The 26749-nt window shown below is 54.4% G+C and carries 29 protein-coding genes; 9 read left to right on the plus strand and 20 right to left on the minus strand.

Annotated features, from left to right (window positions below):
• Positions 1–98: 98 nt before the first annotated feature.
• The 3 genes from gloA to EAE_RS18145 form a co-directional block, all read right to left on the minus strand.
• Positions 99–506, minus strand: a complete 408-nt coding sequence (gene gloA / locus EAE_RS18135) for a lactoylglutathione lyase (protein WP_015705221.1) — start codon at positions 504–506, stop codon at positions 99–101.
• Between the two features lie 79 nt (positions 507–585).
• Positions 586–1683, minus strand: coding sequence for an alkene reductase (gene nemA, locus EAE_RS18140; RefSeq protein WP_015366875.1), 1098 nt, complete (start codon positions 1681–1683; stop codon positions 586–588).
• A gap of 52 nt (positions 1684–1735) precedes the next feature.
• Positions 1736–2335 carry a TetR/AcrR family transcriptional regulator gene (locus EAE_RS18145; RefSeq protein WP_015705222.1) on the minus strand — a complete coding sequence of 200 codons (600 nt, stop codon included), beginning with the start codon at positions 2333–2335 and terminating at the stop codon, positions 1736–1738.
• Positions 2336–2468: 133 nt separating this feature from the next.
• Between EAE_RS18145 and EAE_RS18150 the strand changes: the two genes are divergently transcribed.
• From EAE_RS18150 to sodC, 3 genes are all read left to right on the plus strand, one after another.
• A complete protein-coding gene (locus EAE_RS18150; RefSeq protein ID WP_161798795.1) occupies positions 2469–2711 on the plus strand; it encodes a DUF1289 domain-containing protein in 243 nt (80 codons plus the stop codon).
• Positions 2712–2759: 48 nt separating this feature from the next.
• Complete coding sequence (locus EAE_RS18155; protein WP_015366872.1) at positions 2760–3656, plus strand: aldo/keto reductase; 897 nt, start codon at positions 2760–2762, stop codon at positions 3654–3656.
• A 70-nt stretch (positions 3657–3726) separates the two neighbouring features.
• Positions 3727–4248: a superoxide dismutase [Cu-Zn] SodC gene (gene sodC, locus EAE_RS18160; protein ID WP_015366871.1), complete on the plus strand. Its 522-nt coding sequence runs from the start codon at positions 3727–3729 to the stop codon at positions 4246–4248.
• On the opposite strand, the gene EAE_RS18165 is transcribed toward sodC, so the two are convergent.
• Genes EAE_RS18165 through EAE_RS18175 form a run of 3 tightly spaced genes read right to left on the minus strand, consistent with a single transcriptional unit; the run spans position 4241 to position 7408 of the window.
• A complete protein-coding gene (locus tag EAE_RS18165) occupies positions 4241–6265 on the minus strand; it encodes an FUSC family protein (RefSeq protein WP_015705224.1) in 2025 nt (674 codons plus the stop codon). The two genes, sodC and EAE_RS18165, sit on opposite strands and share 8 nt — an antisense overlap.
• Complete coding sequence (locus EAE_RS18170) at positions 6265–7161, minus strand: efflux RND transporter periplasmic adaptor subunit (RefSeq protein WP_015705225.1); 897 nt, start codon at positions 7159–7161, stop codon at positions 6265–6267. Before EAE_RS18170 ends, EAE_RS18165 begins: the two co-directional genes overlap by 1 nt.
• A gap of 10 nt (positions 7162–7171) precedes the next feature.
• Positions 7172–7408 carry a DUF1656 domain-containing protein gene (locus EAE_RS18175; protein ID WP_015366868.1) on the minus strand — a complete coding sequence of 79 codons (237 nt, stop codon included), beginning with the start codon at positions 7406–7408 and terminating at the stop codon, positions 7172–7174.
• Positions 7409–7580: 172 nt separating this feature from the next.
• On the opposite strand from EAE_RS18175, the gene slyA reads away from it, so the two are divergent.
• Positions 7581–8021: a transcriptional regulator SlyA gene (gene slyA, locus EAE_RS18180; RefSeq protein ID WP_020078997.1), complete on the plus strand. Its 441-nt coding sequence runs from the start codon at positions 7581–7583 to the stop codon at positions 8019–8021.
• Positions 8022–8058: 37 nt separating this feature from the next.
• Here the strand turns inward: slyA and EAE_RS18185 are convergent, their stop codons facing one another.
• Entirely contained in the window at positions 8059–9417 is a 1359-nt protein-coding gene (locus EAE_RS18185) for a sensor domain-containing diguanylate cyclase (protein WP_047079351.1), read from the minus strand.
• Positions 9418–9638: 221 nt separating this feature from the next.
• Positions 9639–10106, minus strand: a complete 468-nt coding sequence (gene slyB, locus EAE_RS18190) for an outer membrane lipoprotein SlyB (RefSeq protein WP_015366865.1) — start codon at positions 10104–10106, stop codon at positions 9639–9641.
• A 263-nt stretch (positions 10107–10369) separates the two neighbouring features.
• Between slyB and anmK the strand changes: the two genes are divergently transcribed.
• The 5 genes from anmK (at position 10370) to pdxY (ending at position 14944) form a co-directional block, all read left to right on the plus strand.
• Positions 10370–11494: an anhydro-N-acetylmuramic acid kinase gene (anmK, locus tag EAE_RS18195; protein ID WP_015366864.1), complete on the plus strand. Its 1125-nt coding sequence runs from the start codon at positions 10370–10372 to the stop codon at positions 11492–11494.
• A gap of 85 nt (positions 11495–11579) precedes the next feature.
• Positions 11580–11909 carry a C-type lysozyme inhibitor gene (gene mliC, locus EAE_RS18200; protein ID WP_161798796.1) on the plus strand — a complete coding sequence of 110 codons (330 nt, stop codon included), beginning with the start codon at positions 11580–11582 and terminating at the stop codon, positions 11907–11909.
• Between the two features lie 57 nt (positions 11910–11966).
• Positions 11967–12623 carry a pyridoxamine 5'-phosphate oxidase gene (pdxH, locus tag EAE_RS18205; protein WP_015705227.1) on the plus strand — a complete coding sequence of 219 codons (657 nt, stop codon included), beginning with the start codon at positions 11967–11969 and terminating at the stop codon, positions 12621–12623.
• A 125-nt stretch (positions 12624–12748) separates the two neighbouring features.
• A complete protein-coding gene (gene tyrS / locus EAE_RS18210; RefSeq protein WP_015366861.1) occupies positions 12749–14023 on the plus strand; it encodes a tyrosine--tRNA ligase in 1275 nt (424 codons plus the stop codon).
• A gap of 60 nt (positions 14024–14083) precedes the next feature.
• Positions 14084–14944 (plus strand): pyridoxal kinase PdxY, encoded by an 861-nt coding sequence (gene pdxY, locus EAE_RS18215; protein WP_015366860.1) that lies wholly within the window; start codon positions 14084–14086, stop codon positions 14942–14944.
• A gap of 37 nt (positions 14945–14981) precedes the next feature.
• On the opposite strand, the gene gstA is transcribed toward pdxY, so the two are convergent.
• From gstA to EAE_RS18275, 12 genes are all read right to left on the minus strand, one after another.
• The gene (gstA, locus tag EAE_RS18220) at positions 14982–15587 is read right to left on the minus strand and encodes a glutathione transferase GstA (RefSeq protein ID WP_015705228.1); all 606 of its coding nucleotides are present in this window, start codon (positions 15585–15587) and stop codon (positions 14982–14984) included.
• A 108-nt stretch (positions 15588–15695) separates the two neighbouring features.
• Complete coding sequence (dtpA, locus tag EAE_RS18225; RefSeq protein ID WP_015366858.1) at positions 15696–17201, minus strand: dipeptide/tripeptide permease DtpA; 1506 nt, start codon at positions 17199–17201, stop codon at positions 15696–15698.
• Between the two features lie 656 nt (positions 17202–17857).
• Positions 17858–18493, minus strand: a complete 636-nt coding sequence (gene nth / locus EAE_RS18230) for an endonuclease III (protein ID WP_015705230.1) — start codon at positions 18491–18493, stop codon at positions 17858–17860.
• Position 18494: 1 nt separating this feature from the next.
• A complete protein-coding gene (locus tag EAE_RS18235; protein WP_015366856.1) occupies positions 18495–19193 on the minus strand; it encodes an electron transport complex subunit E in 699 nt (232 codons plus the stop codon).
• A 3-nt stretch (positions 19194–19196) separates the two neighbouring features.
• Complete coding sequence (rsxG, locus tag EAE_RS18240) at positions 19197–19817, minus strand: electron transport complex subunit RsxG (RefSeq protein ID WP_015705231.1); 621 nt, start codon at positions 19815–19817, stop codon at positions 19197–19199.
• A 9-nt stretch (positions 19818–19826) separates the two neighbouring features.
• Positions 19827–20879 carry an electron transport complex subunit RsxD gene (gene rsxD / locus EAE_RS18245; RefSeq protein WP_015705232.1) on the minus strand — a complete coding sequence of 351 codons (1053 nt, stop codon included), beginning with the start codon at positions 20877–20879 and terminating at the stop codon, positions 19827–19829.
• Entirely contained in the window at positions 20880–23102 is a 2223-nt protein-coding gene (gene rsxC / locus EAE_RS18250; protein ID WP_015705233.1) for an electron transport complex subunit RsxC, read from the minus strand.
• A complete protein-coding gene (gene rsxB, locus EAE_RS18255; RefSeq protein ID WP_015705234.1) occupies positions 23095–23673 on the minus strand; it encodes an electron transport complex subunit RsxB in 579 nt (192 codons plus the stop codon). Before rsxB ends, rsxC begins: the two co-directional genes overlap by 8 nt.
• Positions 23673–24254, minus strand: coding sequence for an electron transport complex subunit RsxA (gene rsxA, locus EAE_RS18260; RefSeq protein ID WP_015366851.1), 582 nt, complete (start codon positions 24252–24254; stop codon positions 23673–23675). The genes rsxB and rsxA overlap by 1 nt, the downstream gene beginning before the upstream one ends.
• Before the next feature lie 78 nt (positions 24255–24332).
• On the minus strand, positions 24333–24773 hold the full coding sequence (locus EAE_RS18265; RefSeq protein ID WP_015366850.1) for a DUF2569 domain-containing protein: 441 nt from the start codon (positions 24771–24773) through the stop codon (positions 24333–24335).
• Positions 24774–24851: 78 nt separating this feature from the next.
• Complete coding sequence (gene ydgT, locus EAE_RS18270; RefSeq protein WP_015366849.1) at positions 24852–25067, minus strand: transcription modulator YdgT; 216 nt, start codon at positions 25065–25067, stop codon at positions 24852–24854.
• 214 nt (positions 25068–25281) lie between these two features.
• Positions 25282–26652, minus strand: coding sequence for a GH1 family beta-glucosidase (locus tag EAE_RS18275; RefSeq protein WP_015705235.1), 1371 nt, complete (start codon positions 26650–26652; stop codon positions 25282–25284).
• Between the last annotated feature and the right edge of the window lie 97 nt (positions 26653–26749).

Raw genomic sequence — 26749 nt, forward strand, 5'->3', positions numbered from 1 at the left:
CTCTTAGCTGGAAAAAAGTAGCGCGCATTATGGCAAATTTTGCCGCGGCTTGCAGCAGGAAGGGAGAAAACATCGGGCGCGAACGCGCCCGAATTAACTTAGTTGCCGAGACCTTTTCCGGCATCTTTCTCTTCGATCAGCTCAATTTTGTAGCCGTCCGGATCTTCAACAAAGGCGATAACCGTGCTGCCGCCTTTAACCGGGCCAGCTTCGCGAGTGACGTTGCCGCCATTCTGGCGAATACGCTCGCACGCTTGCGCCGCGTTGTCGACGCTCAGCGCAATATGGCCATAGGCGGTACCGAGTTCGTAGCTATCCACGCCCCAGTTATAGGTCAGTTCGATAACCGCGGTATCGCTCTCTTCGCCGTAGCCGACGAAAGCCAGCGAGTATTTATATTCAGGGTTTTCGCTGGTACGCAGCAGCTTCATGCCCAGCACGTTGGTGTAAAACTCAATAGAACGTTGCAGGTCGCCAACGCGCAGCATGGTGTGAAGTAAGCGCATAATTTCCCCTATGCAGTTTGTTTTGATACATCAGAGTCTTGAGTATAGCGGCGTTGGTACGCCGCTATCAATGGAGGGATTACAGGGTTGGATAATCGGTATAACCTTCCGCGCCGCCGCCGTAGAAGCTTTCCGGGCGCTGCGGGTTAAGCGCCGCTTTCTTCTGCAGACGCGCCACCAGATCCGGGTTAGCGATGTAATCGCGGCCAAAGGCCACGGCATCGATCAGTCCTTTATTGATAAGGTCATTGGCTTTCTCCACCGTATAGGCGCCAGCGCCGATAATCGCGCCCGGGAAGCGATCGCGAACTTTCTGACGGAATTCGTCGCTGTACGGCTGGCCGCCGGCCCAGTCTGGTTCGGACATGTGCAGATAAGCGATACCGCGTTTTGCCAGCTGCTCAATAAGATAGAGCGCATCGGCTTCTTCGTTCGGGCCGTTATCGACGTTCTGGAAACTACCGATTGGCGACACGCGAATGCCGATACGATCGGCGCTCCACTCTTTACTGACGGCATCGACCACTTCCAGCACCAGGCGGGCGCGATTCTCGACGCTGCCGCCGTACTGGTCGGTACGCTGGTTAGAAGAAGGCGACAGGAACTGGTGCAGCAGATAGCCATGCGCGGAGTGCAGCTCTACCAGATCGAAGCCGACATCGCGGGCATTGCCTACCGCCTGACGGAAATCATCCACGATCCCTGGGATTTCGTCTGTTTCCAGCGCACGCGGCATCGACGTATCGACGCGAATGGCATGACCGTTTTCATCACGCAGCGAAGTACGCGTACCTGCGCTCAGCGCCGATGGCGCAACCGGCGCCGCGCCTCCCGGCTGCAGGCTGTTATGGGAAATACGCCCGGTGTGCCACAGTTGCACGGCGATATGACCGTTTTCAGCATGAACGCCAGCAGTGATTTTTTGCCATGCGGCCATTTGCTCTGCGCTATGCAGGCCCGGCGCGCCGGCATAGCCTTTCGCCTGGGCGGAAATTTGCGTCGCTTCGGTGATAATCAGGCCGGAGCTGGCGCGCTGACGATAGTACTCAGCCATCAGCGGAGTAGGGATGTCACCTGGTTCGATGCTGCGCAGACGGGTCAGCGGAGCCATAAATACGCGGTTAGGTACGGTCACCGCACCGACTTTTAACGGGCTGAACAATTTAGATTCTGACATAATGACTCCTGAGTAGACCGGTCGTCTTGTAACTGGTTAAATAAAACGCCTGTTAAACCGCAGGCGCTGCAATGATTTGTTTGGCGTGAGCAAGGGCGCTTTCCAGCGGCGTTGCGCTACGCGTAATTTTGGCCTGTAAATTGGCTCCCAACCACAACGAGTACAGCACCTGTGAAAGGGTGATAGCTTCCCCCTCAAACAACAGGCTACCCTCCAGACGGCCCTTTTCCAGCGCTTCGCCCAATAGGGCGATAATCTGGCTGGCGCCTTTATCCATGGCGGTACGCATATCTTCCGACAGGTCGCACACCTCCGCCGACAGCTTCACGGTTAAGCAACCGCTGATGATGCCCTGTTGGCAAAACTGATTCAGCGTGTGCTGATAGTAGGCCAGCAGTCGGTCGCGGTAGTTGCCTTCGCCATGGTCAAAGTGATCAACCAGGCGCTGCAGATAGCCGGTGTAGTGATGTTCAAGCAGCGCGACGCCGAAGGCTTCTTTTGAGCGAAAGTAGTGATAGAAAGAGCCTTTCGGCACTTCCGCCGTTTTCAGAAGTTCACTTAAGCCCATGCCGGTAAAACCACGATGCATGCATAGTTGCTCGCCGGTGATGAGGATGTGTTCTCGGGTATCGCATTCGCTGTGTCTGTTCATGGAGCACACTGTAGTAGACCGATTGGTCTAATGCAAGCAAAATGATCGTTAGCGCGAATACGAAGACAACAAAAGTTGCGCACTGGCGGTGGAACGTCTTCAATGAGAGACAGAGAGAAAATACAGGAGAGCGGTGGTGGCAGAGCAGTTGGAGTTTTTCCCGGTACAAAGTCCGTGCCGGGGAATATGTCAGTCCGACGAACGCGGGTATTGCCGCGGCTGTTTTCGTAGCCGGGATGAGCGCTTTAACTGGCAAAAGCTGACCGACGCGCAAAAGCAGGAGGTTCTGCGTCTGTGCCGCCAGCGTTTACTGCGTAAAATTCGCGCGACTAAGCAGGAGCCGGCGGAAGAACCGCAGCAACCCTCACTGTTTTGACGACAAATATGCGTATACTCAGAACACTTTTTTGTCGAGGAAGCGTTTATGGTTCAGCGTATTGCTATGGCTCCGCAGGGGCCGGAATTTTCACGTTTTGTAATGGGCTACTGGCGTCTCATGGACTGGAAGATGTCCACCGACGCTTTGGTTGGCTTTATTGAGCAGCACCTGGATCTGGGGGTTACGACCGTCGACCACGCCGATATCTACGGCGATTATCAGTGTGAAGCCGCGTTTGGCGAAGCGCTTAAACGCGCCCCGCACCTGCGTAAGCGTATGGAAATCGTCAGCAAATGCGGTATTGCGACCAAGGCGCGCGCGGAAAATACTATTGGCCACTATATTACTGATCGCGACCATATTATTCTCAGCGCCGAGCAATCCCTGCGTAATCTGGCGACCGATCATCTCGATTTACTGCTGATTCACCGCCCGGATCCGCTGATGGATGCCGATGAGGTCGCTGAGGCGTTCCTCGCGTTACATCATAGTGGGAAAGTGCGCCACTTTGGGGTATCTAACTTTACGCCGGCGCAGTTTACACTTTTACAATCGCGCCTGCCTTTCACCCTGGCCACTAACCAGGTCGAGCTCTCGCCGGTACATCAGCCGCTGCTGCTGGACGGCACCCTCGATCAACTCCAGCAGTTGCGTATCCGTCCGATGGCCTGGTCGTGCCTCGGCGGCGGACGCCTGTTCAACGACGAAAGCTTCCAGCCGCTGCGCGACGAGCTGGCGCAAATCGCCCAGGAGCTTAACGCAGAAAGCATTGAACAGGTGGTTTACGCCTGGGTGTTGCGCCTGCCGTCGAAACCGCTGCCGATTATTGGCTCGGGTAAAATCGAGCGCGTGCGCTCAGCTATTGTGGCGGAAAAACTGCATATGACGCGCCAGCAGTGGTTCCGCATTCGTAAAGCGGCGCTGGGTTACGACGTCCCGTAAGCCAGATTACGCCTCCGGATGCCGCTACCTGGTTTACACTTATCAGGGATACGGCTAATCCGGAGGTGTTATGCAACGATGTTTACTCGCTATTTTCACTCTCGCATTTTGCGCTGGCGCTCAGGCCGCCAGTGAAGATGTCTCCCTTAATCTTGTCACCAGCCAGAGCGTTGGCCAGGCCGTCGGCAGCGTTAAAATCACTGAAACCGACAGGGGTCTTGAGTTTACGCCTGATTTACGCGCGCTTCCGCCGGGCAAACACGGCTTTCATATCCATGCAGAAGGGAGCTGCCAACCGGCGATAAAAGACGGTAAGGCGGTCGCCGCTGGCGCGGCGGGCGGTCATTTCGACCCACAACATACCGGCAAACATGAAGGGCCATTAGGGGCAGGGCATCTTGGTGATCTTCCTTTGCTGGTGGTGAACGACGATGGCGTGGCTAACCAACCGGTTATTGCCCCGCGCCTGAAAACGCTCGCGGAAGTGAAGGGCAAAGCGCTGATGGTGCATGTCGGAGGCGATAATATGGCCGATAGCCCGCAGCCGCTGGGCGGCGGCGGCGAGCGTTTTGCCTGCGGGGTGATTAAGTAGTCCGTTCGGTAATGGTGCCGGCAATCGGCGCTTGTTCTAATTGCGATAGAGAGCAGTATAACCGCCAGATAATCGCCGCCAGCTCTTTAGCCGCCGGCTGATGATGGTGATTAAGGGTGTCGCAAATCCGCTGCAGTTCCAGCAACGTCGAGGCAAGTGGACGTTGCTGGACGCCGCGTTCGCTCATGACGTCGCGAAGAAGGCTGATACACAAGTCGCGTACTTGTGAGAGGGGGTCTGAACGTGTCTCCCAATCACGTAGTTGCCACACGACATGCGAGCAGTTGAGCAGCACTACGCCCCAGCGCAGCAGCCAACGTCGCGCCAGCGCGTCCTGGCTGCTGCTCAACTGGCTAATGTGGTGATACACCAGAGACTCAAATTCGTGCTCGCTATGCTGCGGGCGGCGGCTCAACTGATCGACAAAGTGACGCCGTAACGCACGGATATGGCGGCGACTTTTCCGCGCATCTGAGCCGGGACTGATAACCGCAAAGGCAAGCCACGCCAGACCAACACCGATAATTTTGCCGAGATTATCATTAAGAAACGAGGCAAAGTCATAAACCGGAGGGTTGGTGACCGAAATAAACGATCCCATAAAGACGATTAACTGCCCCCATAGCCCAGCGAACTTCGGCATCTGGAGTTTCAATAACTGCATGGTGGTGAGCAGCGGGAACAGAAACAGTAAAAACTGCCACAGGTCGGTTATCTGCACCATTAAGCCAAACTTCACCACAAAGCTGAACAGCGACAACAGCACCAGGGTACGCATCAATAAGGTGAGCGATTTAAATGGCGACGGCGATATTGAGTAGAGTACGCAGCTAATGGCGGCGAGGGTGAGCGCGGCGGCGCAGGCCTGCCATTGGGTGCTGATACCCCAGGCGCCCACGGCCACCAGCGCGCAGAAGGTACGTAAGCCGTTCCATAACGCTTCAGCCTGATCGGTATGACGCGACAGCGCCGGCGCCGAAGGGACGTTAAACTCGGTGATAGCGCTGGCGTTCTCGATGCGGCGTATCCAGCGGCTGCTTTCGAGATAGATACGACAGAAATAACGCAGCCGTTTCCAGAACGCCAGATGGCGATAGTCGGCGTTAGGGCCGGGGGCCAGCGGTACCAGAATCCGCGCCACGCTATAAACATTTGCGTGCGGATTGGCGAGCTCGCTGAGTAGCGTTTCGAGCACCGCTCGCGTATTGCCAGGCGCATCCGGCCAGTTCAATAACATTCTTCGCAGGCTGGAGATGACGCTGGTCATTCGCAACTGCTGATGAAGCAGATAATTCAGCAAGGGATTCTGCCGTCTGAAACGGTAGTGGCTCCAGAAGGCCTGGATACGCAGCAGATTCATGGTCAGGATCTGGCCGATGACGCTTTCATGGGCGCTACGAATCGCATCGGTGGTTTCCGGCACCCACAACAGGCTGGCATGCTCTAATAGCCGGGAATGCATATTCTTCAGTGCCGTCAGCAGCGTGACGCCATCTGAGGTACTGGGCAGGATCATCATCATGAACCCGCCGGACAATATCCCCACAATCACTTCACAAACTCGCGACTGAGCGATAGTCCACAGTTCATTCGCGTCGGCAACATTAATAACCGGGAAGGCGATAATTGCGCAGGTATAGCCTGCCAGTTGAAAAGCGTAGGCGACGTTATTGGTGAACATCGCGCAGGCCCAGGTACAGAGCGCAATCCAGGCTGAGATACTGAACAAGAATAGCCACGGGTCGTTAAGGGTATGGCCGGCCAGCAGCAGGGCGGCGCAGGCGCCGAGCAGGCTGCCGGCGATACGGCCAAAGCTCTTGCTGATAACGCCGCCAACGGTCGGGAAGCTGACGACCGCGGCGGAGGTCATTGCCCAGTAGGGCTCATCAAGATCCAGCGCATAGGCGATGCTAAGCGCCAGACACATCGCAATGCCGTTGCGTAACGCGTAGCGCCATTGCGGACGGCTGGCTTTAAACCACGGCAGTGATTGCCAGCGCAGAGCCTGCAGCTTCATTACTGTCCGCCAATCGATACGGTGCAAGTGGTACCTGAAACCAGCGTGACGTCCGCAGGCAGCTTATCGAACTCAATACGTACCGGTACGCGTTGCGCGAGGCGTACCCATGGAATGTTGGGTTTAATATTAGCGACCAGCGCCGAACCGCCTTCGACGCTCTGATCAACGATGGCGCGGCCGATGCTGGAAACGTGACCCTGTAACGTTTGTTTGCTGCTATAGAGAACGACCTGAGCGCTAGCGCCTTCGCGGATGTGACGCAGTTTGGTCTCTTCAAAATAACCCAGGACATAAAAAGAATGACTATCAACCAACGCAAATACCGGGTGGCCGACGGAGGCGTAATCTCCGACCCGCGTTGACAAATTAGTGATCCAGCCATCAACCGGCGCTTTGACCTCGGTTTGCGTCAGCTGCCACTGCGCATGTTCCAGCGCGGCTTGCGCCACGCCAACCACCGCTTTAGCCGCCTCATAAGTGGTATTGGCGGTATTCAAAGCGGTATTAACGGTTTCCATATCTTCAGCGGAGATGAAGTTTTGCGAAAGACTGCGGCGGCGAGTAACGTCGCTGGCGGCCTTGGTTTGCTCGGCTTTGGCTTTTGCCAGTTCCGCTTTGGCTTTTGCCAACTGCGCCTGAGCGTTTAAAACCGCAATGCGATAGGGGGTATCGTCAATGCGGAACAAAACGTCGCCGGCTTTGACCAACTGGTTGTCTTTAACATTCAACTGCAAAATACTGCCGGAAACCTGAGGCGTAATGCCGACCTGTTCGGCGCGAATTTTGCCATCCCGCGTCCATGGTGACTGAGTGTAGTAATTCCATACCAGCCAGGCGGCGATGATTGCGCAGGCGGCGATAATTAAGGTTGAGAGATATTTTAGTTTCTTCATGAAATGAGCATCACAAGAGAGTCAGGAGAACCAGCGCCAGGCAAACGGCCAGCGCAAACAGGGAAAGGTCCATCAGCAGGGGATGCCAGATTTCGCCGGCGTACATCCAGTCGCGCAACTGACGATGAACTATTAGCCAAATAAAGAAACCAAGCACGACGGCTTTAAATAACGGGGGAAAATAGATAGAAGCGCCGAACACCAGGTCCTGTAGCGACAATCCGGGAGTGTTAAGACTCAGTTTCACAAGCAAAAATCCTTTGCCGTTGCAGGGATAATGTTCTTGGTGATGAATTAGTTCACATTGTAAATCATTGTTTTGAATTTAGTGAATCAAGTAATTCATTTGTTTTGGTAATTTAAATGCTGCACACTATTCTAAAAGCAGTATAATAACTTAGCAAGCTAATTATAAGGAGATGAAATTGGAATCGCCACTTGGTTCTGATCTGGCACGTTTGGTACGCGTTTGGCGCGCGCTGATCGACCATCGCCTGAAACCTCTGGAGTTAACGCAGACGCACTGGGTCACGCTGCATAACATTCATCAGCTACCTCCTGAGCAGTCGCAAATCCAGTTGGCCAAGGCAATTGGTATTGAACAGCCCTCTTTGGTGCGCACGCTGGATCAACTGGAGGAGAAAGGGCTTATTTCTCGCCAGACTTGTGCAAACGATCGCCGGGCGAAACGTATCAAGCTAACGGAAAAGGCTGAACCGCTGATCAACCAAATGGAAGACGTGATCGGCAAAACGCGTGATGAAATCCTTGCAGGTGTATCAAAGCAGGAAGTCGAAACGCTGCTCAACTTAATCCGTAAACTTGAAAACAATATCCTCGATCTTCAGGCTAAAGACTAGCCAGGAACAGGGCTCTGCGCTTGCAGAGCCCTTTCAATTATTTATTCTGCCAGACCACCACGCGATTGCGGCCACAGTTTTTCGCCGCGTACATAGCCGTATCCGCGCGCTTAACGCACTCTTCAGCCTCAATGAGCGAGCTTGTCGCCGTGTAGACACCCATACTAATGGTCATTTGTTCCGGCAGTGAATCCTGCCCGGCGCTGACCATCTGGCGAATTCGCTCGGCTATCGCCAGCGCATCATCAGCATCAGTATTTACCAACAACAAGGCAAACTCTTCGCCGCCGATGCGCGCGGCAATATCCTCACGACGGACATAGGTTTGTAATACGCTGGCGGCAAACTGAATCACCTTGTCACCCTGGACATGACCGTAGTTGTCGTTGATACGCTTAAAGTGATCGAGATCGCTGACGATGACGGAAAGCGGTTGTGCTGCTGAAGTATGCGGCAATAGTCCATTCAGCGTGTCGTAAAAGTAGCTGCGGTTGTACAGCCCGGTTAACGGGTCACGGATAGAGTTCTGATATGAATTGATGTATTTGTTGTTAGAGTCGCGATAGAGAAGAAAAACGTCGCTTAACAGGACGAACAGCATAAATAAGGTACTTAAGGTTTCGAACAGGCGCGCCTGATTCCAGGCGATAATATGCTGACTACCTGTCGCTGTGAGTAATACGTTTAGCGTAAATATATAGGCGGCACAGAAAAATGCGCCGCTGTACCAGAAGATATTACGTAGCCGGGTTAGCATAATCAATAATATCAACGTACATACCCAGGCTAAAAATAGCAGCCAGCCCATCCAGTTATGCCATAACGGAGTAAAAGTGCTGGTGATATCGTCGATAAAATCGATGCTTAATAACGGACTATTACTGGAGTGTAGCCAGGATAAAATAAGAATGGCGGCACTGAATAGAAAGCATACCGTCAGTATTATAGCATGTGCGCCAGCAGCCTGGTTAAGATGTTGGCGAAAACGATATATTATAATGGCAGTGATAAATAACACGGCCATCAGAATATTGCGGAACGAATAAAAGATCAGCGCGTCATTTTGTTTAACAATATATTCGCTGTTGCACAGTAGCCAGCCGGGATAGCTGCTCAGAGTGCCTAGCATCAACAGGGCAGAGCTGGCAAAAGCGAAGGCGATGGGCATCAGATACAGCCGGTTTTTATCACACCAATACTTCATGCTCATAAAACAGGAAATAGTAATGTGAAAAATCATTAATATTATTGTCAGTAAAGGGAAAAGTGGTGAAGAAGTCGTAGGGATACGATTAACAACTGAATTAGATAATAAATCGATCGTAATAATTGCCAGGCTGCAGGCAATAATATAAGCAAATAAGCGGTGTGATAACCGGTTTAGTTTCAGAGGCACAGGCAAACTCCCGCGATAAAAGGGCGGATAAAAACGACGTGCAGGTCGCTAAATGAGAAAGACCACTTCAGGCTAACGAATTAATCAACGGAAAATATTGCGCAAACGCAAGTTGTCGCGGAGAAATATCAATAAAATTGATATATGTATGATAAATTATTTGGAGCTAAATAATAATTATGAGGGATTAATGCGGCCAATAAAGGCCGCATTAGAGAGGCTTAACGCGGGGAAACCGTCACTTGACTGCCGCTGCCGGCAATGGCTACGCGCTGGCCGACGGAGAATGGGGTGTTACCCTGTTTCTGAACCACCATGATGGTGTTACCGTCATCTTTACGGATTTCCAGCTCAACGCCCTGCGTTTTGTTCATCGCGCCCTGTACGCCCTGACCGGCTACGCCACCGGCAACCGCGCCTGCAGCGGTTGCAAGAGAACGACCGGTACCGCCGCCGATGGTATTACCAAGGAAGCCACCGAGTACCGCGCCGCCAATCGCGCCGATGGCATTGCTGTCATCGCCGCTTTGGATCTGGACCGCACGGGTATGTACGATGGTACCGTAGGTCACGCTTTGCACCTGCTTGGCTTCTGAGGCTGTGTAAACATCGCCGGATAGGCCACTGCTGCTGACGCAACCCGCCAGGGTTAAGCCAATCATCGAGACAGCCAAAACACGTAAAATCATCTATGAATCTCCTGTGTACCAAAATGTTCCAGTGAACTTCCATGTGGTCAATTATATGGCATTTAAGCGTTCGCTGGCATAGCTTCCTTATGGACCGTTTAAAAATAATAAGGTTCGCTTTAACGACGGATAAACGTAAGTACTTTACCTAACAAATTCTTGCGGCAGAACTATTGTTAAAAAGTATTAGTGCGCCATAGCATTGAACGCTGCTTTATGATGCACTGATGGTACTGCAAAAGTCATGGAATGAGGGTAGGCGTATGAAATCAGGTCGTTTTATTGGCGTAATGTCTGGCACCAGCCTTGATGGCGTTGATGTTGTTCTGGCGGCAATAAATGAAAACATAGTGGCGCAGCAGGCGAGCCTCTCGTACCCCATCCCGGTCAATCTGAAAGAAGATATTTTAGCGATTTGCCAGGGGCAGCAGCTGACCTTGTCGCAACTGGGGCGACTCGATACCCGTTTGGGCCGGCTATTTTCTGACGCAGTATTAGCGCTGATGCGCCAACAGAACCTTCAACCTGAGGATATCGTCGCTATCGGTTGCCATGGCCAGACGGTGTGGCATGAGCCGACCGGCGATGCGCCGCACACGATGCAAATAGGCGATAACAATCAGATCGCAGCGCATACCGGCGTGACCGTGGTGGGGGATTTCCGCCGCCGCGATATGGCGCTTGGCGGCCAGGGCGCGCCGCTAGTCCCTGCCTTCCATCAGGCTCTGTTGGCGCACCCGGTTGAAAGGCGCATGGTGCTTAACATCGGCGGCATAGCCAACCTTTCCTTGCTGGTTCCGGGGCAGCCGGTACGCGGTTACGACACCGGGCCGGGAAATATGCTGATGGACGCCTGGATCTGGCGCCAGTGTGGTAAACCCTACGATAAAGACGCGCAATGGGCCAGTGAAGGCAAAGTCTTGCTACCGCTGCTGCAGGATATGCTTAGCGACCCGTGGTTCGCGTTACCCGCGCCGAAGAGCACCGGTCGCGAGTATTTCAATTATGGTTGGCTGGAAAAACATCTGGCGCGCTACGCCAATCTGCGAGGGCAGGATGTTCAGGCTACGCTGACAGAACTGACCGCAGTGACTATCAGTGAGCAGGTTTTGTTAAGCGGCGGCTGCGAGCGTTTGTTAGTTTGCGGCGGCGGGGCGCGAAATCCGCTGTTGATGGCGCGTCTGGCGGCGCTGCTGCCAGGTACTGAAGTCACGACCACCGATGACGCCGGCATCAGCGGCGACGATATGGAAGCGTTGGCCTTTGCGTGGCTGGCATGGCGTACGCTTGCTGGCCTGCCGGGTAATCTTCCTTCCGTTACCGGCGCCAGCGAAGCGACCATTCTTGGCGCCATCTATCCCGCGAATCGAGCGCAGAATCAGAGTTAACTGAAGTCGCTATTTTTTATTTACCGGTAAACTGGACGAAATTCCGGGAGGGCGGTTTGCTCTCCTGACCGGGAAAGTCGAAGGCATACTCATGAAAAAAATTCTTATTGCGGTAGTTCCTTTCATGCTGGCGGGGTGTAGCTATTACAACCAATTTGTTGAACGGATGCAGACCGACACCCTTGAATATCAGTGCGATCAAAAACCGTTGACCGTCCATCTGAACAACGCGCGTCAGCAGGTAAGCTTTATCTATGATAATCAGCAATTAAACCTGACCCAGGGGCTGTCGGCTTCCGGGGCTCGTTATACTGATGGCGTTTATGTCTTCTGGTCGAAGGGCGACAGCGCCACCGTTTATAAGCGCGACCGCGTCGTACTGGACAACTGCCAGTTGCAGACCGCGAAACGTTGAGATTTCCGTAGCGGGGGCGCACAATAACGCCACCCTATGACAACGATCTCAATGGTTATGTCTGACAACGACGAATTGCAGCAAATCGCGCATCTGCGCCGTGAATACACCCGTGGCGGCCTTCGTCGCCACGATCTTCCCCCTGAACCCCTGACGTTATTTGAACGTTGGTTGCGTCAGGCCTGCGACGCTAAGCTTGCCGACCCGACGGCAATGGTGGTCGCGACCGTTGATGAAAACGGCCAGCCCTATCAACGCATCGTATTGTTAAAGCACTATGACGAAAAAGGGCTAGTGTTTTATACCAACCTCGGTAGTCGCAAAGCACATCAAATCGAAAAAAATCCCCATATCAGCCTGCTGTTTCCCTGGCATATGCTGGAGCGGCAGGTGATGGTAATCGGTCAGGCAGAGCGTCTGTCGACGCTGGAAGTGGTTAAGTATTTCCACAGCCGGCCGCGCGATAGCCAGATCGGCGCCTGGGTCTCCCAACAGTCCAGCCGTATCTCCGCGCGTGGGATCCTGGAAAGTAAATTCCTTGAGCTGAAACAGAAATTCCAGCAAGGCGAAGTGCCGTTGCCGAGTTTCTGGGGTGGCTTCCGCGTCAGCATCGAACAGATGGAGTTCTGGCAGGGCGGCGAACATCGTCTACACGACCGCTTTTTATACCAGCGGCAAAATGATGGCTGGCAAATCGACCGTCTGGCGCCATAAAGGACGCAAAATGTTGTTTTAAGCGCTGGTGCTACGTGCTCCGGCGCTTTATTCTATGTACCTTTCGCGTCTGGCGAAAAGTCGTGTACCGGCAAAGGTGCAGTCGTTTATACATGGAGAATTTGATGGCAAGCAGTAACTTGATTAAACAATTGCAAGAGCGGGGGCTGGTAGCCCAGGTGACGGACGAAGAAGCGTTAGCAGAGCGACTGGCGCAAGGCCCGATCGCGCTCTATTGCGGCTTCGATCCTACCGCTGACAGCTTGCACTTGGGGCATCTTGTTCCATTGTTATGCCTGAAACGCTTCCAGCAGGCAGGCCACAAGCCTGTGGCGCTGGTGGGCGGCGCGACCGGTCTGATTGGCGACCCGAGCTTCAAAGCCGCTGAGCGTAAACTCAATACCGAAGATACCGTGCAGCAGTGGGTGGACAAAATCCGTAAACAGGTTGCGCCATTCCTCGATTTCAACTGCGGCGACAACTCGGCGATTGCCGCGAATAACTACGACTGGTTCGGCGGCATGAACGTGCTGACCTTCCTGCGTGACATCGGTAAGCACTTCTCTGTGAACCAGATGATCAACAAAGAAGCGGTGAAGCAGCGTCTGAACCGTGACGATCAGGGTATCTCTTTCACCGAGTTTTCCTATAACCTGCTGCAGGGTTATGACTTTGCCTGCCTGAATAAACTGCACGGCGTAGCGCTACAAATCGGCGGCTCCGACCAGTGGGGCAACATCACATCTGGTATCGACCTGACTCGTCGTTTGCACCAGAATCAGGTCTTCGGGTTGACCGTTCCGCTGATCACCAAGGCCGATGGCACCAAGTTCGGTAAAACCGAAGGCGGCGCGGTATGGCTGGATCCGAAGAAAACCAGCCCGTACAAATTCTACCAGTTCTGGATCAACACCGCGGATGCGGACGTTTATCGCTTCCTGAAGTTCTTCACCTTCATGGACATTGCAGAGATCAATGCGCTGGAAGAAGAAGATAAGAACAGCGGTAAGGCGCCGCGTGCGCAGTACGTGCTGGCAGAGCAGGTGACGCGTCTGGTCCACGGCGAAGAAGGCCTGGAAGCAGCGAAACGTATTACTGAAAGCCTGTTCAACGGCAATCTGAGCGATCTGAGCGAAGCGGATTTTGAACAGCTGGCGCAAGACGGCGTGCCGATGATCGAAATGGAAAAGGGCGCCGATCTTCTGCAAGCGCTGGTAGATTCCGAGCTGCAGCCGTCCCGCGGCCAGGCGCGTAAAACCGTAGCCTCCAACGCGGTGACCATTAACGGTGAAAAACAGTCCGATCCGGAATATGTATTCAGCGATAGCGACCGCCTGTTCGGCCGCTATACCTTACTGCGTCGCGGTAAGAAGAATTACTGCCTGATCTGCTGGAAATAAAAAATAAAACCAGGGCGTGGGAAACCACGCCCTTTTTCTTTTTAGGGTTGTGGTAAGAAAATGAAGAACATCCTCGCCATTCAGTCTCACGTTGTGTTTGGCCATGCGGGCAACAGCGCCGCTGAATTTCCGATGCGCCGTCTCGGCGCCAACGTCTGGCCCCTCAATACCGTACAGTTCTCCAACCATACGCAATACGGCAAATGGACCGGCTGCGTCATGCCGCCTTCGCATTTGACCGAAATCGTGCAGGGGATTGCCGACATCGATAAGCTGCAGAGCTGTGATGCGGTACTGAGCGGCTATTTGGGTTCCGCCGAGCAGGGCGAACATATTCTCGGCATCGTGCGTCAGGTTAAAGCGGCGAATCCGGCAGCGAAATATTTTTGCGATCCGGTGATGGGCCACCCGGAAAAAGGCTGTATCGTCGCCCCTGGGGTGGCTGAATTCCACGTACGCTATGCGCTGCCGGCCAGCGATATCATCGCGCCGAATCTTGTCGAGCTGGAGATCCTGTGCGGCCATCCGGTTGCTAACGTTGACGAAGCCGTTAGCGCGGCGCGTGAGCTGATAGCGCAAGGGCCGCAGGTCGTGCTGGTGAAGCATCTGGCGCGGGCGGGGATGAGTATGGATCGCTTTGAGATGTTGCTGGTGACAGCGGATGAAGCCTGGCATATCAGTCGCCCGCTGGTCGATTTTGGCAGCCGTCAGCCGGTCGGCGTGGGCGATGTGACCAGCGGCCTGCTGCTGGTTAAGTTACTGCAGGGCGCCAGCCTGCGCGATGCCCTTGAACACGTTACTGCCGCAGTGTATGAAATCATGCTGGCAACCAAAAATATGCAGGAGTATGAACTGCAGGTGGTGGCGGCACAGGACCGCATCGCCAAACCGGAGCATTATTTCAGCGCTACGCAACTGTAAGCGCGATGGCATGCCCGCTTGCGGGCATGCCCATGGTTTACTTCAGACCTTCCGCCGACAGCGCCGCCGCAACGGACGGACGCGCCGCGACATGCGCCATCCAGGCGCCAATATTTGCGTAGGCTTCCATATTCAGTTTCACCGCATAGCCCCAGCGCAGTACCGTGAACAGATAGCCATCAGCTATGGTAAAGCGATGCCCATTCAGCCACTGTTTATCTTTCAGCGCCTCATCGACATACTGCAGCTTTTTCTCCAGCAGGGCACGCACCGTTGGCTTGTAGTCATCCGGCGTATCCGGGCGGAACAGCGGGGTGAAGCCTTTATGTAATTCGGTGGCGATGTAATTCAGCCATTCCAGCGTCTGGTAGCGGGCAATGGTGCCCACTGGCGCCAGCAGCTGACGGTCAGGTACGCGGTCGGCAATGTACTGCATGATGGCCACGCCCTCGGTCAGCAGCACTTCGTCGTCAAGCAGCAGCGCGGGAACCTGACCCTTAGGGTTAATCAGCAGGTAGTCGTCGCCATTTTCGAGGCGTTTCTTCGCCAGGTCGACGCTATCGATGGTAAAGTCGAGGCCGCTTTCGCGCAGGGCGATATGAGAGGCAAGGGAACAGGCGCCGGGCTTGTAGAACAGTTTCATCAGTAACTCCTCGTGGCTGCAGTTTTCTGTATGTTAGTCCGCCCAGGGACAAAAAAAAAGCCGCTAACAAACGTTAGCGGCCTAAATTTATTGGTTTTCCCGGAGCATTTAAGCGGTTGCGGTTTCGCGCGCTTTGGCGACAGCGTCGTCGTCCAGCGTCATGCGGTTCAGCTTCGGCGCGGTCAGCAGCATCAGGAAGGCGATGACTGCGGTCGCGATACCAATCTGCAGGAACACGTGGCCGTAAACATCCAGAGAAACCAGCGGGTCGGTCACGTTTTCCGGTACTGCCATCAGGTTAGCGATTTTACCTGCAATGATGGCGGCGCCTGCGGTGGTCAGGAACCAGCTACCCATGATGAAGCCCATCAGACGTTGCGGTACCAGTTGAGCCACCATCGCCAGGCCGAGGCCGGAAATCATCAATTCGCCAATACTCTGCAGCGCGTAGCTGAGGATCAACCAGTTGACGGAGACGATACCAGCATCGCTGGCGAATTTGGTACCCAGCGGCAGCACCAGGAAAGCGCCGGAGCACAGTACCATACCGATGGCGAATTTATGCGGCATCGGCAGGCGGTCACCCATCTTGTTATAAATCGCCGCCAGAATCGGGCTACCAATCATAATCCAGAACGGGTTCAACGCCTGATACTGCTCCGGTTCGAACGCAATACCCAGAATCGAGTGCTCAACGTTACGGATCGCGAAGAAGTTCAGCGAGGTTGGCATCTGGCTGTACAGTACGAAGAAGACAATCGCTTCAACCATCAGCAGGAAAGCAACGATCATTTTACGACGCGCCGCGCCCTGCAGCGCCATGGCTTCTTTAGCGAAGATGATAACAATACCCAGTGCGATGACGCCCAGCGCCATACGTGCGATGCCCTGGTTGTGCAGCAGCCAGGTGGCAATCGCGACCAGCACGACTACGCCGACGATAGTCGCCAGCAGTTTGCCGACATGCACCGGTGCGAAGTCAGGTTTGGAACCGTACTGTTTAACCCACTTCTGGCAGAAGGCAAAGTTAACCACGGTAATCAGCATGCCCACGACGCTCAGCGCGAACGCCACGCTCCAGCCGAACTTCGCTGCTAGCCACGGTGTAGCCAGCATAGAGAAGAAGGAACCGATATTGACGGACATGTAGTACATGGTGAATGCACCGTCCAGACGCGGGTCGTTCTTGTCGTAGCAGGTAGAGAGCAGGGAGGACGGGTTAGCTTTGAACAGGCCATTACCGACGGCGATAGTCGCCATACCCATATAGACGATGGCGGCATCGTGACCGGACCAGGCAACCAGCGCATAGCCGATAGCCAGGACAATCGCGCCAAGCATGATGACGCGTTTGGTGCCAAGTACCTTGTCGCCGAGCCATCCGCCGATAGCGACCAGGCCATAAACCAGTGCACTAAAGGAAGAGAACAGGGTGATAGAATCCGCTTCCGACATACCCAGCTGTTTTACCAGGTAAACGGCCATGATCCCTTGCAGGCCGTAATAACCAAAACGCTCCCATAACTCAATGGAGAAAATGAGATAAAACGCTCTTGGTTGTTTGAAAGCGTTCAGACTCACGCTTTCTGCTGGTTTATTGTTTGCAGTTGACACATATACCTCTTTTTTTACATCCCATATTAACGGGGGCTGTTTGGGGCGCAATCGCGAAGGACCGCCGCCTTTATAGTTATTCTTGGAGGGAAAACGGCAAGTAATGTTCACTATCCTGCCCCATCAGGCAATAGCTTTGTAATACTCTGTTACACATAACTAAGCCACTATAATTAGCCAGTCATGCAAATGTTATACAGAGTTAAATTTCACCTATTCGTTAAACCTGATATTTTAATCTGTGACGGGCGGCTACTGAGGGGATAAAGGCGATATATTCTGCTTTTTGACCTTGAAGGTAGTGGGATGGCCTATATTCCGAAAAATAAGCAGGCTATTGTCCTGTTGTCTAAGGCTCTGATATTGAAATTGCTGGCTTTTTGCATCATTTTCGCAACAGTTATTTAACGATGAGTTGCATGGATGATCTTGATCACAAATACATAGAAAATTTTCGCCGGTAAAAAACGAATGCGCTGATCGTTCGTTATATAACCGCATAATTATCCATCTAAATGGCAAAACTATGGAGTGATTATCGGTGTGGATGGTAAAACATAGAGCCATAACCACAGGTTAGGTTATGGCTCCAGGCTGGCGATGATGAAAAAGGCGTCTACGGGGGGGAGCGGTCATATTCACAAGATATGCAGAAATCAGGACTCTACCTTCTCTTTATACTCGCACAAATCTTCAATCAGGCAGGAACCACAGCGCGGTTTTCGCGCGATGCAAGTGTAACGGCCGTGAAGAATAAGCCAGTGGTGGCAGTCAACTTTAAACTCCGCCGGCACCACCTTTAACAACTTTTCTTCGACTTGTTCAACGTTCTTGCCGGGAGCAAATTGTGTCCGATTGCAAACGCGGAAGATATGGGTGTCGACGGCGATAGTCGGCCAGCCAAAGGCGGTATTCAGCACGACATTAGCGGTTTTACGTCCGACTCCTGGTAGCGCTTCCAGCGCCGCCCGGTCTTCCGGCACCTCACCGTTATGTTTCTCCAGTAAGATGCGGCAAGTCTTAATGACGTTTTCGGCTTTACTATTAAACAAGCCAATGGTTTTGATATAGGACTTCACGCCGTCAACGCCAAGCTCCAGCATCGCCGCCGGCGTATTGGCGACCGGATAGAGCTTCGCCGTCGCTTTGTTGACGCTCACATCGGTGGCCTGCGCTGACAGCAGCACCGCAATAAGTAGCTCGAACGGTGAGGTGAAATTGAGTTCAGTGGTTGGGTGCGGGTCGTTATCCCGCAGCCTGGTCAGGATCTCCAGGCGTTTGGCTTTATTCATCTTACGCTTTCCCTGTCACGTCAGTTGGGGCGACGGAGACGGCCTGCGCCGCTTTCGCCTTACGCTGCTTAGTACGCTCATCAATGAGGTATTTTACCGCCAGCATCATACCGAGGCCAATGAAAGCGCCCGGCGGTAGCATCGCCAGCAGGAACGGCGTATCGGTATGGAAAACTTCGATGCGCAGGACTTTCGCCCAACTGCCTAATAAGCTATCGGCGCCATCAAACAGCGTGCCATTACCGATTATTTCGCGCAGCGACCCCAGCACAAACATGGCGCAGGTCGCGCCCATACCAATGGAAAAACCATCGAGCGCCGACAGCGCCGGCCCTTTTTTGGCGGCGAACGCTTCGGCGCGCCCCACCACGATACAGTTGGTGACGATAAGCGGAATGAAGATACCCAGCGATTGATACAGGCCGAAAGCGTAGGCGTTGATAAGCATTTGTACCACGCTGACTACCGAGGCGATAATCATCACGTAGATCGGAATACGGATCTCCGCCGGCGTCCAGCGGCGCAGGCTGGAGATGGTGAGGTTGGTTAGCGTCAGTACCAGCGTGGTCGCCAGACCGAGGCCCAGGGCATTGGTAGCCGTCGAGGTAACCGCAAGCAGGGGGCACATCCCCAGCAGCTGAACCAGCGCCGAGTTATTCTTCCACAACCCTTGAACAATGACGTCTTTTACTTCGCTCATGGCTTAGTCTCCGCAGGCGGTGAATTCAGGGATCTGCGCGGGCAGCGTTTGCGCATACAGTCCCGCGCGTTTAACGGCATTTACCACCGCGCGCGGGGTAATGGTCGCGCCGGTGAATTGGTCGAAATCGCCACCGTCTTTTTTCACCGCCCAGTGGCTATCATTTTGACCATGGATAACCTTGCCGCTGAAGTGGGTGATCCAGTCAGAAATACGCAGTTCGATCTTATCACCGAGCCCAGGTGTTTCATGATGCTCGGTGACACGTGAACCGAGAACGGTGCCTTTAAAGTCGGCTGCTACCAGCAGTTGAATCGCCCCGGAATAACCATCTGGCGCCGTGGCTTCCATCACCGCGCCGACCGGCGCATTGTTCATCTTTGCAATCCATACTTTATGCTGACCTTTGCCTAACTGCGGCGCGGTCACCAGATAACAGCTTTGCAGCAGGTCGTTATTATAACTCTCCGCTGGCAGGACCTGATCGAACAGGGCCTTTTGCTGCAGCGCGGCCTGCTGCTCGATAGTGTTTTTGGTTAACTCATTGATGGCGGCCGTTAGTCCGGTAGAGCCAGCGGCAAAGAGCGCCAGCGTGATGCCGTGTTTACGCATGCTTTTTAACATGACGACTCCTTAACGGTGGCCATACACGCGCGGACGCGTGTAGTAGTCAATCAATGGGACGGTTATATTCGCCAGCAGCACGGCAAAGGCGACGCCGTCCGGATAACCGCCGAAGCTGCGGATCAGCCACACCAGTAAACCTGCCAGCGCGCCGAAAATCAGGCGTCCGCGGTTGGTGGTGGATGCCGTCACCGGATCGGTAAGGATAAAGAACGCCCCGAGCATGGTGGCGCCGGAAAGCAGATGCATTTGCGGCGATGCCAGGCTTTCCGGCGAGAAAATCCAGCCGAGAGTGGCGCAGACGGCAAGGCTTAGCAGGAAGCTCACCGGGATATGCCAGCGAATGGTTTTTTGCCAAAGCAGGAACAGACCGCCAGCCAGCCAGGCGAGGTTAACCCATTGCCAGCCAAGGCCGGCCAGTTGGCCGCCGTAAATTGGATACTGCAGGATCTCTTTTGCGCTGTGTCCGGCATGCAGGGACGTTTTAAATGTATCCAGCGGCGTGGCCTGGCTGATACCGTCGATTCCCATGCGCAGGCTGTTCATATCGCCGCCGCTAGCGGTATGGCCGCTGAAAATGACCTGCAGCGCATCCATAAAGCCAGGAACCTGAGCGGCAATTTCGTGCGGCGGTAACCAGGAGGTCATCTGCACCGGGAAAGAGATTAGCAGAACGACATAGCCGATCATTGCCGGGTTAAAGGGGTTATGTCCTAATCCGCCGTACAGTTGCTTGGCAATCACCACCGCAAAGGCGGTGCCCAACACCACCATCCACCACGGCGCCAGCGGCGGGATACTGACGGCCAACAACAGCCCGGTCAGCAGGGCAGAGTTATCCGCAAGGGTTGCCGCGATATTCTGTTTGCGCAACTTGAGAATAGCCGCTTCGGTTCCCCATGCGGTGAAGGCCGCGAGGATAATCTGCAACAGGGTACCCCAGCCGAAAAACCAGCTCTGGACGACAATACCAGGGATCGCCGCCAGCAGCACCAGGAGCATAATTCGCGAGGTCTGGCGCTGGTTGTGGGTATAAGGGGAGCTTGCGATTCTGAAAACCATTTATTCCTCGTTAACTGCCTGCTGTGTTGCTTTACGTGCCTGAACGCGAGCGATAGCTGCCGCGACAGCCGCTTTACGCGGATCGTCATTGGCGGCGTCCGGCGCGGTTTGTTGTTCTGCTTGTTGGGCGGCTTTACGCGCCTTGGCGCGGGCGATAGCGGCCTCAACGGCGGCTTTACGCGGATCGACCGCGGGCGCAGCCTCAACCGTGGTTTCACTTTCGGCAGAGGGAGCGGCGTTTTCAACCTGCTGCGCGGCTTTACGCGCTTTGGCGCGAGCGATAGCGGCTTCAACGGCGGCTTTGCGCGGATCGACCGCGGGCGCAGCTTCAGCCGTGGTTTCACTTTCGGCAGAGGGAGCGGCGTTTTCACCCTGGTGCGCGGCTTTGCGCGCTTTGGCGCGGGCGATGGCGGCCTCAACGGCGGCTTTACGCGGATCGACCGCGGGCGCAGCTTCAGCGGTAGTTTCACTTTCGGCAGAGGGAGCGGCGTTTTCAACCTGCTGCGCGGCTTTACGCGCTTTGGCGCGGGCGATAGCGGCCTCAACGGCGGCTTTACGCGGATCGCTTGCATCGGTTGTCGATTCAACAGCGGCTTGCTGTTCAGCTTTGCGCGCCCGGGCCTCGGCTTTACGCGCTTCGCGGGCGGCAATCGCTTCGCTGTTGTCTGGTTTGCTGCCGGATTGAATAACAATCGGCTGCGCCGCATCACGCTGCTTATCACGCACGCGGGCCAACGCGGCGTTAATGGCATCCTGATCTTTCGCCGCCGGTTGTACGGCTGCTTTTTTGTGCCGCTCCTGGCGCGCGGCTTTTTCACGTTCAAGACGCGCCTGTCGCGCTTCAAACCGAGCTTTCGCCTCGGCGGCGCGCTGTTCTTCCTGACGGATGGCGGCAATTTCCGCTTTTTCCTGGCGGAAGTATTGCACCAGCGGAATATTACTCGGACAGACCCAGGCGCAGGCGCCGCATTCGATGCAGTCGGCTAAGTTATGGGTAGTGGCTTTGTCGTGCTGCTGGCCTTTACTGAACCAATACAGCTGCTGGGGGAGGAGATCTGCCGGGCAGGCATCAGCGCAAGCGCTACAGCGGATACAGCCTTGCTCTTCCTGTGTTTCGCCCATCTCAGTTACCGACGGAGCCAGCAGACAGTTAGTGATTTTCACGACCGGAACGTCGAGCCAGGGCAGAGTGAAGCCCATCAACGGGCCGCCCATGATGACCATCGGCTCGGCGCTGGCGCAGAAACCGGCATCGCTCAGAAGATGGCGCACCGGCGTACCGAGGCGCGCCCAAACGTTGCCCGGCCGGCTAATCGCTTCGCCAGTTAACGTGACGACGCGCTCGGTTAACGGCTCGCCGTCGATCACCGCGCGTTTAACAGCATAAGCGGTGCCAACGTTCTGCATCAGGACGCCAATATCGGAGGAGCGGCCGCCATGCGGCACCTGCTTACCGGTGAGAATTTGCGTAAGTTGCTTCGCGCCGCCGGAGGGATATTTGGTTGGAATCACCCGCAGCGCTATGCCATGGGCGTCGGATAACACCGCGCGCAGCATGGAAATGGCCTGCGGTTTGTTATCTTCGATACCAATCAGCACCTGTTTGGGTTGCAGAATATGCGCAAGGATGCGGATCCCTTCAACAACCTGCGCCGCGCAATCCTGCATCAGGCGATCGTCTGCGGTGATATAGGGTTCGCATTCTGCAGCATTGATAATCAGGGTATCGATTTTATCGCCGCCGCCGCGCAGTTTTGTTCCCGTGGGGAAGCCGGCGCCGCCGAGTCCGGCGACGCCAAACTGGTGAATACGCTCGATCAGCTCTTCACGCGACTTGTTGTGGTAGTCGCTCCAGCCGTCGCGCTCGATCCAGCAGTCTTCGCCATCGGCGTCGATAATAACGCTGAGTTCCGCCAGCGCGGAAGGGTGGGCGGTGGAATGGGGGGCAATAGCCGTCACCGTTCCGGAAGTCGGGGCATGAACCGGCAGCATCCTGCCAAAGCCGCGGGTTAACGGCTGACCGCGCAAAACTTTGTCGCCCGGTTGTACGCACAGTTCGCCTTCAGCACCGATATGCTGCTTCAGCGGAATGACAAAACGATGCGGCAGAGGAACCTGACGCAGCGGCGTGCCGTTGGACTGAGTTTTCATTTCCGGCGGATGAATACCGCCGTTGAAGTCCCAGATCTTGTCTTTTCGGAAAGCGGAAAATAACTTAAACATGTTGTTCCACAGGAATATTGCGTACCGGGATGGCCTGCAGGTCCCATTTCCAGGTTTCGGTGGTCTGAGCGACTGGACGCAGGTCAATACACTGAGTCGGGCAGGGGGCTACGCAGAGATTACAGCCGGTGCACAGGTCGCTCATCACCGTATGCATGGCGCGGGTCGCGCCAACGATGGCATCAACCGGGCAGGCCTGAATACATTTGGTGCAGCCAATGCAGTTGGCTTCATCAATCACCGCCAACATGCGAACCGGGTCTTGCTGCTGCTCATCGCCGTCAATAGGCTGCGGGTCGACGTTCAATAATGCGGCGATTTTTAACATGACCGCTTCACCGCCGGGGGCGCAGCGGTTGATTTTTTCACCCTGAGTGCCCACGGCTTCCGCGTAGGGACGGCAGCCAGGAAAGCCGCACTGGCCGCATTGACTTTGCGGCAGCAACTCATCAATTTTTTCTACCACCGGGTCGTCTTCCACCGCAAAACGGCGCGACGCGTACCCCAGTATTAAGCCGAAAATCAGCCCGAGCAGGCTGATGGCGATCACGGCTATCCAGACAGCGCTCATTACAACTTCACCAAACCACTAAAGCCCATAAATGCCAGCGACATTAATCCAGCGGTCACCAGCGCAATCGCGTTACCGCGAAACGGCGCGGGAACATCGGCAACCACCAGACGTTCGCGAATCGCGGCGAATAACACCATTACCAGCGAGAAACCAACGGCGGCGGCGAAACCGTACAGCGCGGACTGCAGGAAATTATGCCCGAGGTTAATATTCAGCAATGCCACGCCCAGCACCGCGCAGTTGGTGGTGATTAACGGCAGGAAGATCCCCAGCAGGCGATACAGCGCCGGACTGGTTTTACGTACCACCATCTCGGTAAATTGCACCACCACCGCGATGACCAGGATAAAGGCCAGGGTGCGCAGATAAACAAGGTTCAGCGGGATAAGGATCCAGGTATCAATCAACCAGGCGCAAATTGAGGCCAGCGTCATCACAAAGGTGGTGGCCAGTCCCATCCCCATAGCGGTTTCCAGCTTTTTGGAAACCCCCATAAACGGGCACAATCCAAGAAACTTCACCAGCACGAAGTTATTAACAAGGACAGTACCGACAAAGAGCAGTAAATAATCAGCCATTATTGGACCTGAAACGAAAAAAAGCCGCCTATTATCGAATAAATCGATACCGGCGACAACAGGTGAACTGTGTGGTTATTACGGATTGACGAAGGTCCGCTTAACCCGCGCAGAGCGTCGAAAATAGGGCGCAAACAGTGCCGCAGCGAGCAACGGAAACAGCAGCTGGCGCATGGCCAGAAGATCCGAAATCGGCGAAAAAGCGAACGCCTTAATCGCCAGCAGCAGAGAAATAAGCAGCCAGATAATGTAGTGTTTGGGTACCACCGCGCGGCGTTTGAAAAACGCTATCGTCAGCCACAGGGTATAATACCACATCGCGACGGCGAACAGCAGTGAAGCCAGCCAGAGCGCCAGATGGCCAAAGCTCATGGCTTTCAGCAATGCCCAGGTCTGCGGCGCCATCAGCGCATTCGCGTACAGTATTAATGACAGGGAGGTGCTGAGCAACGCGAGCAGTAACCACGCCAGCGGCGCCAGTAGCCATCCTCCGATACGTTCTGCAGATTGAGAGGACATCCTAACCCCCGGATTCAACGCCAGTTAGTTAATTTCAGGGCGGGAAGTATAAGCAACTGGCGTGAATGATAACAGTCTTTATTGCACGTAACGCCACACCGACTTCGGCACCTGGCCTACATCGAACAGTTTTCCGCCAGAGACTAACTCGGCGCGGCGGTGATCGGCGGCGCGATACATGTTGACGATTTCATTGGTGTCAGAGAGAGAATAGTTAAGATGATCAAAAAGTTTTTCCAGGCTTTCCAGCGAACTAATTTTGCGGAATTTTAATAAATAATCCTGTACGGTCATTTGTGTATCCATTTAATAATCGGAATTAAGTCGAATATTACCAATTTTCTGTAAACCGTGTTTCAACTAACAGCGCCTTCTTGATGGGCCGGCGGAATTATTTCGGTTGCCAATACTAAAAACAAGAACTGATTAGGATCCTGGCATCGTAAAAAGAAATTTAAGAATATTCTACAACCAGATCAGGCGCCGGACGGCGCCTGAGGGAGGAAGATTAACGCTGTTCGCCTCGGCTGGCAATAACGTTTTGGTACCAGAAATAACTCTTTTTTCGTTTGCGAGCGCGGTTCTGCTGGTGATCGACGTAGACAAAGCCATACTGCTTCTGATAGCCGTTGAGCCAGCTTAGCAGGTCAATAAAGGACCATGGGTAAAAACCGCGGACATCCGCACCTAATGCTATTGCCTTTTCCAGCGCATTAATGTGGCTACTCAGATAGTCAATTCGCGGATCGTCGACTATTTCACCGTCAATAATCGGATCTTTCGCCCCCAAACCATTTTCGGTGATATAGATTGGGATATCGCCGTAACGCTCTTTTATCATCATGATGCCGTCGGTTAATCCCTGCGGCCAAATTTCCCAACCCCATTCGGTATAAGTACTTTGCGGATTGCGGACAAAATAAAATAATCCATCCACGCCGGACTCGCCAACGCCTGGACCATCCTGCGGCGTGGCGGAGACCGTCTCCCGACGATAATAATTCAGGCCGATAAAATCGCAGCGGTTTTCCTTGAGCAGCGCGTCGTCGCCCGGTGCGAAGCGCGGTACGTTCCACAGCGCCTGAGCCTGTTGAAGCAAAGCGTCTGGATAGGCACCTTTGAGTACCGGATCGTATAGCCAGTGGGTATGGATAGCATCGGCCAACGCGGTGGCCTCAATGTCCTCGGCGCTTTGCGTCAACGGCGTATGGGGCTGCAGGACGTTAACGAAACCTATCTGGCCGTTAATGTTCATTTCACGGAAGGTCTTAACGGCCAGCGCGTGGGCGATAAAGACATGGTGACAAGCCTGGATGGCCCGAGCCGGGTCGCGTACCGCCGGTGGATGGCAGCCATTAATATAACCGTGGCCTATAAATACAATGGTTTCGTTAAAGGTTGCCCACAGCTTGACCCTGGAACCGAAGCGCTGATAGCACAGTCGTGCGTATTCGGCGAAGGCTTCCGCTGTGCTCCGAGCCTCCCAACCCCCTTCGTCCTGCAATGCCTGGGGCAAATCCCAGTGATAAAGGGTGATCATCGGTTCAATATTGTGCGCCAGCAGTTCGTCGATCAGATCGCTGTAAAACTGCACGCCTGGTTCATTGACTTCACCACGGCCACGAGGCAATAACCGAGGCCAGGAGATAGAAAAGCGGTAGCTTTGTAGCCCCATTTCAGCCATCAGGGCGACATCTTCACGAAAGCGGTGATAGTGATCGACGGCGATATCGCCATTGGTGCCCTGAAAGGTGGTTCCCGGCTGGTGCGAGTAGATATCCCAAATAGAAGGGCCTTTGCCATCGGCATCGTGCCCGCCTTCAACCTGGTAGGCGGCCGTTGCTGCCCCCCAGAGAAAATCTTGCGGAAATGCGGCCATCAAAAAAAACTCCTTATCAAGTGATAAAGAGAGTGTATTGAATGGCGCGACAAATCTGCAACCGGTTTCTGAAACCGGTTGCAGATTTGCGGCGAGC

Source organism: Klebsiella aerogenes KCTC 2190 (assembly GCF_000215745.1).
Classification (GTDB): domain Bacteria; phylum Pseudomonadota; class Gammaproteobacteria; order Enterobacterales; family Enterobacteriaceae; genus Klebsiella; species Klebsiella aerogenes.